The organism is Lactococcus formosensis (assembly GCF_018403745.1).
In the GTDB taxonomy this organism is placed as follows: Bacteria; Bacillota; Bacilli; order Lactobacillales; family Streptococcaceae; genus Lactococcus; species Lactococcus formosensis.
On sequence record NZ_BOVP01000011.1, the window covers coordinates 1 to 12,530 of the forward strand.

At 38.8% G+C, this 12,530-nt stretch carries 10 protein-coding genes; 4 read left to right on the plus strand and 6 right to left on the minus strand.

Annotation, left to right across the window (positions count from 1 at the left end):
- Positions 1–241: 241 nt before the first annotated feature.
- The 4 genes from ftsX to queG form a co-directional block, all read right to left on the minus strand.
- Positions 242–1,177, minus strand: a complete 936-nt coding sequence (gene ftsX / locus KJS37_RS09840; protein WP_165712103.1) for a permease-like cell division protein FtsX — start codon at positions 1,175–1,177, stop codon at positions 242–244.
- Complete coding sequence (gene ftsE, locus KJS37_RS09845; RefSeq protein ID WP_017369093.1) at positions 1,170–1,862, minus strand: cell division ATP-binding protein FtsE; 693 nt, start codon at positions 1,860–1,862, stop codon at positions 1,170–1,172. The genes ftsX and ftsE overlap by 8 nt, the downstream gene beginning before the upstream one ends.
- 207 nt (positions 1,863–2,069) lie before the next feature.
- Positions 2,070–3,167, minus strand: coding sequence for a peptide chain release factor 2 (gene prfB, locus KJS37_RS09850; RefSeq protein WP_017369092.1), 1,098 nt, complete (start codon positions 3,165–3,167; stop codon positions 2,070–2,072).
- A 51-nt stretch (positions 3,168–3,218) separates the two neighbouring features.
- Positions 3,219–4,274 carry a tRNA epoxyqueuosine(34) reductase QueG gene (gene queG, locus KJS37_RS09855; RefSeq protein ID WP_213497192.1) on the minus strand — a complete coding sequence of 352 codons (1,056 nt, stop codon included), beginning with the start codon at positions 4,272–4,274 and terminating at the stop codon, positions 3,219–3,221.
- A 103-nt stretch (positions 4,275–4,377) separates the two neighbouring features.
- Between queG and KJS37_RS09860 the strand changes: the two genes are divergently transcribed.
- The 4 genes from KJS37_RS09860 (at position 4,378) to KJS37_RS09875 (ending at position 9,822) form a co-directional block, all read left to right on the plus strand.
- Positions 4,378–6,003 carry an Rqc2 family fibronectin-binding protein gene (locus KJS37_RS09860; RefSeq protein WP_213497194.1) on the plus strand — a complete coding sequence of 542 codons (1,626 nt, stop codon included), beginning with the start codon at positions 4,378–4,380 and terminating at the stop codon, positions 6,001–6,003.
- A 282-nt stretch (positions 6,004–6,285) separates the two neighbouring features.
- Entirely contained in the window at positions 6,286–7,815 is a 1,530-nt protein-coding gene (locus KJS37_RS09865; protein WP_165712106.1) for an ABC transporter ATP-binding protein, read from the plus strand.
- On the plus strand, positions 7,799–8,869 hold the full coding sequence (locus KJS37_RS09870; RefSeq protein WP_165712107.1) for an ABC transporter permease: 1,071 nt from the start codon (positions 7,799–7,801) through the stop codon (positions 8,867–8,869). Before KJS37_RS09865 ends, KJS37_RS09870 begins: the two co-directional genes overlap by 17 nt.
- On the plus strand, positions 8,869–9,822 hold the full coding sequence (locus KJS37_RS09875; RefSeq protein WP_096368466.1) for an ABC transporter permease: 954 nt from the start codon (positions 8,869–8,871) through the stop codon (positions 9,820–9,822). Before KJS37_RS09870 ends, KJS37_RS09875 begins: the two co-directional genes overlap by 1 nt.
- 408 nt (positions 9,823–10,230) lie before the next feature.
- On the opposite strand, the gene KJS37_RS09880 is transcribed toward KJS37_RS09875, so the two are convergent.
- Together KJS37_RS09880 and KJS37_RS09885 are read right to left on the minus strand one after the other, a co-directional pair.
- A complete protein-coding gene (locus KJS37_RS09880; RefSeq protein WP_165712108.1) occupies positions 10,231–11,277 on the minus strand; it encodes an Rgg/GadR/MutR family transcriptional regulator in 1,047 nt (348 codons plus the stop codon).
- Between the two features lie 101 nt (positions 11,278–11,378).
- Positions 11,379–12,356 carry an L-lactate dehydrogenase gene (locus tag KJS37_RS09885; protein WP_004258341.1) on the minus strand — a complete coding sequence of 326 codons (978 nt, stop codon included), beginning with the start codon at positions 12,354–12,356 and terminating at the stop codon, positions 11,379–11,381.
- Positions 12,357–12,530: the final 174 nt, after the last annotated feature.

The window sequence follows — 12,530 nt, forward strand, 5'->3', positions numbered from 1 at the left end:
GTGCTGTGCTGTGCTGTGCTGACCGATTATAAGTCATCTGCTTTACCCCGTCAAGTATTTTGTTATCATTAAGTAACGATAATAACATTTATATAACATTATTGTAATGTTTTTCTTGTAATTTTCAAAATAATATTAGGGGGAGCTCTTCATGACAACCTCTTCTCTGTTTCTAAGATAAGCGCAGAGGATAATTGAGCAACAAAAAAAGCCCTACTTCTTCGTAGAACTTTTTTTGTTTTTAAACTTTCAAGAAACGACGCATTGAAGTTACTGCTCCGAGTGAACCGATCAAGATACCGATAAGGAAGAGTAAGCCAACCATCATTGGTACAAAGGTGTCTGCGGGAAGCAGATATAGACTTTGTGGTTTCAAGCTTGGTGTGAAGCTTGTGAAAGCAAGGTTGTAAAGCCAAGCAATCAATACACTTGGGACAATAGCTCCTAAGAGTCCAACCCAAGCACCTTCAAGGAAGAATGGCCAACGAATATAACCGTTACGTGCTCCCACCAATCGCATAATTTGAATCTCACGTTGACGTGACATGATCGTGATACGGATTGTGTTTGAGATGAGGAAGACGGCAACTAAGATAAGCAGAGCTGCTGCTGCACCACCCCAAATCTTCACGTTATTCCCTAAAGCAAGGATACGTTCTGTATTGGCACCACCATAGTTTGCAGATTGGATACCATTAATCTTCTTAATCGCGCTGGCAACTTTTTCGACATCCTGTGGGTTATCTGCTTCAACGATATAAGCATCGTAGAGCGGGTTAGCATCACCTTGGAAAAGAGCCCAAGTGCTGCCCAATGTCTCTGTCAATTGTTTAAGTTGTTCATCTTTACTTGAGAATTTGATTGAAGCAACATCAGGGATTTTTTCAATTTCTGAATAAATTTTACGATAGTTTGGATTATTGATTTCTTTTTTAGGATCTTTGGGATCTTCAATTTTTTTGTCCATATCATGAACATTTAAATCCATATACGCTACAATACGTACGTTTTTTTCAATATCGCTTGACAATTTCGCCGTATTTAAAATAACTGAGAGAAAAAGTCCGACTAAAGTCAAAGTAATCATTACAGAGGAAACTGCTGCGACAGTCATCCATCCATTACGACGGAGATTTTTCAGTGATTCCAATAAATGTTTAAATAAATTTCTAATCATCGTAACCGTAATCTCCTTCCGCTTGGTCTCGAACGATACGTCCATTTTCAATAGCAACAACACGGTGACGTAAGGTATTTACGATTTGGCTGTTGTGTGTTGCCATAAGCACAGTCGTTCCTTGCAAGTTAATTTTTTCGAGCAAGTTCATAATTTCCCATGAATTTTCTGGGTCCAAATTTCCTGTAGGCTCGTCTGCAATCAAGAGTTTAGGGGCATTAGCGATTGAACGTGCAATAGCCACACGTTGTTGTTCACCACCTGAAAGTTCATCAGGGAAAGAACGTAATTTATGTTTAAGACCTACAAGATCCAAGACTTCATTGACACGTTTTTTAATTTCACGCGGACGCTTCCCGACAACTTCCATCGCATAAGCGATATTTTCATATACAGTCTTCTTCGGCAAAAGTTTGTAGTCTTGGAAGACAACTCCTACAGAGCGACGCAATAAAGGCACATCACGACGTTTAAGTTTCATCAGGTCAAACTTAGCAACGACGCCTGTTCCTTTATCAATTTTTAGTTCATGGTAGAGCAACTTAATAAAGGTCGACTTACCAGCTCCAGACGGTCCAACAATATAAACAAATTCTCCTGCTTCGATGTCAAGAGAGATGTTACGTAAGGCTGTTGTTCCGTTAGAGTATTTTTTTGATACATTATTTAATTTAATAATACTCATTATCCCTAGTCTCCATTGAATTGTTTTGCAACTTTTTTCTTTCTCATCCTCTATAAATAGGAATAAGAAATATTTTTTTGAAACCACTCTTTCTGATTCAAAAAAAACAAAGTTCTTCTCATTATACCAGATAAAAAGATTTTTAGGTATAAATTATTTTACATTTTTTCCTTAAAGTTACAAATGAATTTCACTCGAATTACCCACTTACATTTTCCAACGTAGGTAAGCATGGATAAAGCCATCAAGATCTCCGTCCATTACTTTATCAATTTGTCCTGTCTCATACTCTGTTCTTGTGTCTTTGACCAACTGATAAGGCATGAAGACATAAGAACGAATTTGACTGCCCCAAGAGATGTCTGACTGATCACCACGAAGTTCATCAACTTCGGCTTGTTTTTTATCCATCTCTAATTGATAAAGTTTAGACTTCAGCATCGCCATCGCCTTGTCTCGGTTACCGTACTGTGTACGGTCCATTGTAGAAGCCACAACAATTCCTGTAGGAATGTGTGTCAAACGTACACCTGTTGAGACTTTATTGACGTTTTGCCCACCTGCACCACCTGAGCGGAAAGTATCCATCTTGATATCTGCATCACGAACATCAACTTCAACTGTATCATCAAGTTCTGGCATGACATCTACCGAAGTAAATGAAGTATGACGACGATTTTGTGAGTCAAAAGGTGAGATACGGACTAAACGATGTACCCCCTTTTCGCCGCGCAAGAAGCCATAGGCGTTTCGGCCCTCAAATTTCAATGTTGCTGACTTTAGACCTGCAACATCTCCGTCTTGATAATCCAAAACTTCTACCTTGAAGCCGTGTGCAGCGCCCCAGCGTTCATACATACGCATGAGCATGCTGCCCCAGTCTTGTGACTCGGTTCCACCGGATCCTGGATGAATTTCCAAGATGGCATTCATGTGGTCATAAGGTTGGTTAAGCATGATTTCCAACTCGTAAGTTTCAATCTTTTTACCCAACTTCTCAACATTCTCTTCAAGCTCGACTTGCATATCTTCATCGTCTTCTTCCTGAAGCATCTCTAACAAGACTTCGCTGTCCTCATGAAGTGTCGCAATTGACATGAAGTTTTCATACTTTGCTTTAAGCGCATTTGATTCATCAATAACTTTTTGCGCAGCTTCATTATCATTCCAAAAATCAGGCTCAGCCATGTCATTATCAAGCAAAGCGATTTCTTCTTCTAGGCGATCTAAGTCAAGTGAGCCACGAAAATCTTCGACTTTCTGACCATATGCCTCTAGTTTATTTCTAATTTCAGATAGTTCCATAGGCTCTATTTTAGCATATTTGTCCAAAAAAAGACAGCAGCTCCAAGGCTCCTATCTTTTTCGTGGTCGCATACGATGCTTATTTTCAAGTTTTTCAATCGCCCATTCTGCGGCATCCACCATGTAATCCCTAACATCATTTTCCGCAATCTCATGCAATTTGGGTAGAGCCGTACGATCATTCGCATTACCCAGCGCATAGATGGCATTACGTTGGATAGGATTCTTGCCTCGCCAGCTTCCTGCCATATTGCCAAATTTATTCGCAAACTCCTTGTTAGATAAATCCAAAAGTGGGAGCAGCTCTGGGTTTGTTAAGTCTGGATCTGGCTCCATTTCAGGATGGAAATGGCTGTTTATTCCCTTATTATAGGGACAAACCACTTGGCAAATATCACAGCCATAAATTACTGTTTTAATTTTTTCACGGTACTCTTCTGGCATTGCCCCCCGTGTTTGGGTTTGATAGGATAAGCAGCGCTGTGCATTTAAGCGCCCATCCCCTAAAAGAGCCTTCGTCGGACAAAAATCAACACAGCGTGTGCATGAGCCACAGCCATAATCGACAGGCTGATCTTCTTCAATCTCTAAATTGGTCACCAGTTCTCCCAAAAACATCCAGGAACCATACTCCTTGCTGACAAGTAAACCGTTTTTCCCCACAAATCCCAATCCTGCACGCGCAGCGACAGCGACATCCACAAGTGCCCCTGTATCAACCATGGCTGTATAGTTAAAGCTTCCCGCTATTTTTTCTATTCCTTCCGCAAGTTCTTTTAACTTTCGTCGAAGCACGTGGTGATAATCTTCGCCCCAACTTCCTCGGGAGAAGGAACCTCGACGATACTCTGTTTTTTCTGGTTTTCCTTCTGCCTTATTTGGGTAGGCGATACCGATGGATATGATTGTTTTTGCATCCTCGAGAGACAACTTTGGTTGTAAACGCTCGTCGAGATTTTTATGCTCAAAGCCAGAAGTATGTCCTGCTTCTTTCTGTTCAATCAAAGAGGCACGAAGGTATTCGAAATCATCTGCTTTTGTAAATCCAATTTTTTGAATATTGAGGTCTGCCGCAAGCTTTTGTATCTCTTCTTTTAAACTTTTCATCTGTTAAACCTTTCTTTATAGACATCTTAACATAATTTTTACCAACAGCCCTCATAATTATGTTAAAATAAGCATTAGATTATTAAGAAACACGGGGTAAAATATGGCTTTCGACGGTATTTTTTTACATCATATGACAGCTGAAATTTCTGACATCCTTAAAGGAGGACGAATTCAAAAAATTAATCAGCCTTTTGAACAAGAACTTCTTTTAACGGTTCGTTCAGGAAGAACATCACACAAATTATTATTATCTGCTCATCCAACTTTCGGCAGAATCCAAATCACTAAGACCGACTTCCAAAATCCTCAAAATCCCAATAATTTTGTCATGATTTTACGCAAGTATCTCTCTGGTGCTTTTATTGAAGAAATCGAGCAAGTAGGCAATGACCGCCAATTAATTTTCCATATCTCAACCAAAGATGAAATTGGTGACGCCATGAAGATTGCGCTAGTTGCCGAAATCATGGGGAAACACAGTAACATTATCCTTATGGATAAAAGCAGCAATAAAATCATCGAAACCATTAAACACGTGGGATTTTCACAAAATCAGTACCGTACTCTTCTTCCGGGTTCGACTTATATTGCACCGCCAGCAAGCGATAAAGTGGACCCTTTTGTGGCTTCTGACGAGAAGATTTTTGAAGCGCTCCAGACACACACTCTGCAGTCAACCTTTCAAGGTATCGGGCGTGATAGCCTGCAAGCTTTAGAGAACTTGACACTTCCGGAATTCAAGGAAAAATTGCATAAAGTTCTTCCTTCAATCTATCCTAATGATAAATTTTCGGCCATTCAACTCGGGGAAGACTATCAAGAATTTCCCAGCTTATCTGAAATGTTAGATGTTTATTATGCAGACAAAGCCGAACGTGATCGTGTAAAACAGGTTGCCAGCGAAGTGATCAAAAAGGTTCAAAATGAACTCAAAAAAAATCGCGACAAGCTCAAAAAACAGGAAGCGGAGTTACGCGCGACAGAAAATGCTGAAATTTTTCGCCAAAAAGGGGAGCTACTTACGACTTTCCTCCATCAAGTTCCCAACGATAAACCTGAGGTGACCTTAGATAACTATTATACCAATGAGCCAATCACGATTAGCTTAAATCTTGCACTCAGTCCTTCACAAAATGCCCAACGCTACTTCCACCGTTACCAAAAATTAAAACAGGCGGTGAAGTTCCTTGGTGATCAAATAGAGAATACCAAACAGACAATTTCTTACTTAGAGTCCGTTGAAGCAAACCTTACACATGCTGATGTTGTTGAAATTACTGATATCCGTGAAGAACTAATACAAACAGGTTTTGTTAAAGCCAAATATCGTAACAATAAAAAGCAAAAAATGTTGCCACCAGAAAAGTATCAAGCTGAAGATGGAACCATTATTCTTGTTGGTAAAAATAACCTTCAAAATGAGCAAGTCAGTTTTAAACTCAGCCGTAAGGGTGACCTCTGGTTCCATGTGAAAGATATTCCTGGTTCCCACGTCTTAATTACTGGCAATGCAAATCCTTCAGATGAAACAATCACTTTTGCTGGAGAACTCGCTGCTTATTTTTCGAAAGCCCGTTATTCTAACTTAGTGCAGGTCGATATGATCGATGTTAAGAAACTTCATAAGCCAACAGGAACTCCTCCAGGATTTGTGACTTATACCGGACAAAAAACTATTCGTGTTACACCGGATGAAACCGTCATTAAAAATGCAAAAATAAAATAAAAAAAAGTTCACATATAATTTTTGTGAACTTTTTAGTTTATCAAAGTCCAGTTAAAATTTCTATGTAAAAATTGTCTAAAACCCTTTAAAACACTGAAAATTTTAACAATATATGAAAACGCTTCATTTTTAGGTATAGAAAGTTCTTTATTAAAGCCCTAATATTTGTTATAATAAAATGTAATTATTTTGTCTAAAGTGTAGATATATTAGGGCTTCCCAGTAGGTCTTTCTTTTTTAACTTTAGGCATTATGTCATAAATTTTTTTAGAAGGAGCCGCCATGGCCAACGAAAATGTTATCCAAATGATCAACGTTACCAAAAAGTTTGGTGACTTTGTCGCAAATGACAAGATCAACTTGGAGCTGAAAAAAGGTGAAATTCACGCCTTGCTCGGTGAAAATGGTGCCGGTAAATCAACTCTGATGAACATGCTCTCTGGTCTTCTGGAACCTACAGAAGGCGAGATTCATGTTAACGGCAAACTCGAGCAAATAGACTCTCCAACAAAAGCTTCTCAGCTTGGTATCGGTATGGTTCACCAGCATTTCATGCTGATCGATGCCTTTACTGTTACTGAAAATATCATGCTCGGCAGTGAAGTAACGAAAGGCTTAAGCCTTGACCTTAAAACAGCTCGAAATAAAATCGTGGAATTGTCAAAACGTTATGGACTTTCCGTCGAACCCGATGCACTTGTTCGCGATATCTCTGTTGGACAACAGCAACGTGTCGAAATTTTGAAGACACTTTATCGTGGAGCAGATATCTTAATTTTTGATGAACCTACAGCTGTGTTGACTCCCTCTGAAATCACTGAGCTCATGGAAATCATGCGCAACTTGGTTAAAGAAGGCAAGTCCATTATCCTTATCACACACAAGCTTGATGAAATCCGTGCCGTAGCCGATCGTATCACAGTTATTCGCCGCGGTGTTTCTATTGAAACAGTCGAACTTGGTGATAAGTCAAATAAAGAACTGGCTGAAATGATGGTTGGGCGTTCCGTATCCTTCAAAACGGAAAAGGAAGCTGCTCAACCGCAGGAAGTCGTTCTCTGTATTGATAATATTTCTGTTAAAGAAAAACGTGGTTCCTTCGCTGTAAAAGGCCTTTCTTTAGATGTACGTGCAGGAGAGATTGTAGGTCTTGCCGGTATTGATGGTAATGGTCAAACAGAATTGATTAAAGCCATTACTGGTTTGATGAAGATTGATTCTGGTTCGGTTAAACTCAAAGGAAAAGACATCACTACCCACAAACCTCGTAAGATTATAGAAGACTCTGTAGGTCACGTCCCAGAGGACCGTCACCGTGATGGTGCAGTACTCGAGATGACTGTGGCTGAGAATATTGCGCTTCAAACCTACTACAAAGCACCATTAAGTAAGTATGGTTTCTTAGACTACAATAAAATCAATGCCAAAGCCCGTGAACTTATGGAAGAGTTCGACGTCCGTGGTGCTGGCGAACAAATTCCTTTCAAATCACTTTCAGGTGGGAACCAGCAAAAAGCTGTGATTGCACGTGAAGTCGATCGTAACCCCGACTTGCTTATTGTTGCTCAACCTACACGTGGGCTTGATGTCGGTGCCATTGAGTATATCCACAAGCGCTTGATTCAAGCACGTGATGAAGGAAAAGCTGTACTCGTTGTATCTTTTGAATTAGATGAAATTCTGAATGTTTCGGACCGTATCGCTGTTATTCATGACGGACAAATTCAAGGAATTGTCAGTCCTGAAACGACAAGCAAACAAGAACTTGGAATTCTCATGGTCGGAGGTAATATCAATGAACAGCAAAACTAAAAAAATCCTTGTACCTATTATCGCCGTACTTTCTGGTTTCTTAATTGGTGCAATCATTATGCTCATCTTCGGCTTTAATCCTATCTATGGTTACGAAGATTTAATTATCGGTGCCTTTGGTACACCACGTGCCATTGGTGAAACACTTCAAACAATGGGTCCTTTGATTCTTTGTGCCTTAGGTTTCTCTGTTGGTATGAAGGCCGGTCTCTTTAATATCGGTATGTCAGGTCAGGCTCTTGCCGGCTGGATTACGTCTATGTGGTTTGCCCTCAGTTTCCCTGGAATCCCTAAACCGATTATGATTCCGTTAGTGATAATTATTGGTATGCTCTTTGGAGCCCTCATGGGTGCAATTCCTGGTATCTTACGTGCTTTCTTAGGTACTTCGGAAGTTATCACTACAATCATGCTTAACTATGTCATCCTCTTTATGTCAACCTTCTTGATTCATGATGTCTTTAGTTCAAAAATCATGATGCCTAACTCAACGGACCAAACAAAGTTGATTAGTGCAAATGCTTCCTTCCGTACAGGTTGGTTGTCAGATTTGACAAATAATTCAACCTTGAATATTGGACTTTTTATCGCTTTAATCGTTCTTGTCATTATGGCTATTGTTCTTTCTAAGACAACACTTGGTTTTGAAATCAAGTCTGTCGGTTTAAATCCAGATGCGTCTGAGTATGCAGGGATTTCAGCAAAACGTACAATTATCATGTCAATGCTAGTTGCCGGAGCTCTTTCGGGGCTTGGAGGTGTTGTCTATGGTTTTGGATACATGCAAAACTTCGTTACACAATCCGCAACACTAGATATTGGTTTCAATGGTATGGCTGTTGCCCTCTTGGGTGAAACAAATCCTGTCGGTATCTTGTTTGCTGCCTTCTTGTTCTCAATGCTTCAAACTGGTTCAGGTAATATGAGTAATATCGATAATATCCCGCCGCAAATTGTACAGATTGTCACAGCTACAATCATCTTCTTTATTGCCGTAAAATATATTATCGAAAAAGTTCTCCCAAATATTAAGAAGAAAGGAGAAAAAGCATAATGAATATTGTAGATACATTGCAAATTATTGTTGCAAATATGCTTATTTACTCAACACCTTTAATCTTCACAAGTATCGGTGGAGTGTTCTCTGAACGTGGTGGTATCGTCAACGTTGGTCTAGAAGGTATTATGACAATGGGGGCTTTCAGTTCCGTTGTCTTTAACCTTACTTTCACTGAGACGTTTGGTGGAATGACCCCTTGGCTCTCTATCCTCTTTGGTGCATTTATCGGTGGGGTCTTCTCCCTAATCCATGCGGTAGCAACTATTAACTTCCGTGCCGATCATATCGTCTCAGGTACTGTTCTTAACTTAATGGCTCCTGCGCTTGGTGTCTTCTTGATTCAAACGTTTTATAATGCCGGTCAAGTAAACATCACTAACCAAATCGGATATTGGAACTTCCCAGTCCTCTCAAAAATCCCTGTGATTGGAAAAATCTTCTTCTCACAAACTTCACTACCAGGTTTTCTAGCAATTCTCGTTGCTTTCCTCTCTTGGTATCTTCTCTTTAAAACGAAATTCGGACTTCGTCTTCGCTCTGTAGGTGAAAATCCTCAGGCAGCAGATACTCTTGGTATCAATGTTTACCTTATGCGTTATGCTGGGGTTGTCATCTCTGGTATCCTTGGAGGTATTGGTGGTGCAATTTACGCACAATCAATCTCAGGTAACTTCTCTGTAGCTACAATCGCTGGACAAGGTTTCATCTCATTGGCTGCTATGATCTTTGGTAAATGGAATCCTGTTGGAGCGATGCTTGCTTCCCTCCTTTTCGGACTTTCAACCTCACTCGCTGTTGTAGGTGGACAAATTCCCGTTATTAAAGAAATTCCATCTGCTTTCCTCCAAATGGCACCATACGTAGTAACAATCATCGTTCTTGCGGCCTTTCTTGGAAAAGCTGTTGCACCTAAAGCTGACGGTGTTAACTATATCAAAACAAAATAAAATAAAAAGCATTTCAAGTTGAAATGCTTTTTATATTTTAAGAGCATACAAAATCATTTATTACAATATGTTGATAATTACTTGTTTATTTTCATAATAAGCTTTTTAAGAAAATAAACAAGTACGATAATTAAAACTATGAGTGCTATTAAAACTATACTGACAAAAATCACTTCTTACATACCTCCATCCTATTAGAATTATACAGTCTACATCAAATACCTCTTGTCTAATCGACGACATTATGCCTTGGAACTTTAATCCAAAATATGCTACTCTTTCCACTATAATCAAATTTAACATTTTCGAGGAGGACACTCTTATTAATTTGTCTTTGATAGTAAGTAACACTCAAGCTGTAGAAATTTCTGTAAATATAAAGCACCTCATGTCTTTGATAAGATAACTTTAGTTAGATATGTCCCCCCTTATATAGCTTTCATAATTTTTATGATACCAGTTTTTCATTAGTCCATCATACATATAGGAAGCTTTACAAATAGACTTCATTGTTGTTTTGTACTGTCCTTTTCCAGTTTGTTTGTATTTAAATAAGCTTTCGACAAAAAGGTAAGCCATTTTTGCAAGATCATCTGTTTCTTGAACAAACTCTCTGGCAAATGCCAAGAAATATTCTGCTTCAAGAAGACTATTTCCCGTTAGTCTTAAGAGCGTTATTTCAAGCCCCGCCAAGACTAAACGTCTAGGATAAGTATTTTTTTCCTTAAAAAGCGTTTTAGAATATAGCAAATTTTCGCAAACTAACTTTAAGTGATCTGAACTTAGAAACTTAGCACTGTATTGAAAAATAAAGAGTTCTCGAGTAGTCCAGTATTCTCTTGTGATAAAATATTTTTTAATTGCTATTCTCTCTTGGTCAGAAATGTTGTCCACCATTCCTTTGAGGCAAAGTGATAGAAAAAAGTGTTCATTACACTCAGCAAGGCCCTCATACAAACTCTTCAGTTTCGGCGTATCACCTCTGTAATAAGCAAGATCTACCTGCTTCCAAAGAAACTCTATAGGGCTTTCACTCCCTTTATCGAGGAGAGAACAATAATCTTCAAGGCTTATGTTCATCTCCATAAGTATGGCATACAGTTTATCAAACTCAAACATAATTAGCCCCGATTCAAAAAGTTTCATTTGTTCTTCAGAAACAGAAAGGTGCGCAAAGGCTTCTCGTGAGAAACCACTTTGTTTTCTGATTTGTGTAAATATTTTTCCATATCTAGCATATATTTTCTCTTTGTGTATCACATGATAAAAATCAATAATATTTAAGTTCAATCTTTCCAATAAAGCCTCTAGTTTAGCTATAGGAAAAACAGTCTCTCCTCGTTCATAACGCGACAAACTTCTCCGAGGTACGATATCCTCAAAATCCTTGAGTGATAGTTTCCTTCTTTGCCTTATTTTTTGAAAAACTTTACCATAATGCACTTTTTTAGCCATATCATATCTCTTTCTCCAACTTTTCGTTCTTACTATTTAATACGAAAAAATTTTGAAAGCTTCACACAAAAAAACACCTAAATTTAGGTGTTTTTTTATTCTTAGTTTTTAGATGCTGAAGCAAACTCTTCTTTTGAGAATGCTTCATCAAGAATAGTTTTAAGTTGTTTAGCTGAAGCTTGCATTTTTTGCAATTCAGCGTCGTTCAATGGAATGTTGACTGGACGAACGATACCTTTATCACCAACGATAGCTGGTTGACCGATGTAAAGTCCTTCAACGCCTTCGTATTGACCTTCTTGGAAAGTTGAAAGTGGCAATACAGCATTTTCGTTGTCAAGGATAGCTTTTGTGATACGTGCAAGAGCTACAGCGATACCATAGAATGTCGCACCTTTTTTCTCGATGATAGAGTAAGCAGCGTCACGAACTGATTCAAAAAGCTCCACCAATTCTTCTTCTTTAACGCCTTGAGTATCTTTGAGGAATTCTTCAAGGTTAACACCCGCAACGTTAGCGTGTGACCATACAGCAAACTCAGAGTCCCCGTGTTCACCCATGATATAAGCGTGAACTGAACGAGCATCAATATCAAGTTTTTCAGCCAATGCTTGACGGAAACGTGCTGAGTCAAGTGATGTACCAGAACCGATAACACGTTCTTTAGGGAAACCAGAGAATTTCCAAGTTGCATATGTCAAAATATCAACTGGGTTAGCAGCAACAAGGAAGATACCATCGAAACCAGATGCTACAATTTCAGTAACAACTTGTTTAGTGATACGCAAGTTTTTCTCTACAAGGTCCAAACGAGTTTCACCTGGTTTTTGTGGTGCACCTGAAGTCAACACAACCAAGTCAGCATCATGAGCGTCAGAGTAATCTGCTGAATAGATTTTCTTAGGAGATGTGAACGCAAGAGCGTGTGAAAGGTCTTCTGCATCACCTTGAGTTTTTTCTTTGAAAATATCTACGATACCCAATTCTTGGGCGATTCCTTGGTTTACAAGTGAGAAAGCATAGCTTGAACCTACGGCACCATCACCAACGAGGATAACTTTTTTATGTTGTTTAGTCATAATTGTTCATTCCTTTCCTGAATGCAATAATAATGTTTACTTTATTATTATAGCATTTTTTCACATTCTTGTCACATTGGAAAGTGATTTATATCACATTATAACGCTTACATTTAAAGCTGAATACGTTTATATTTCTTGGACTTTGAACAAAGAAAATTAATATAAAAAAGA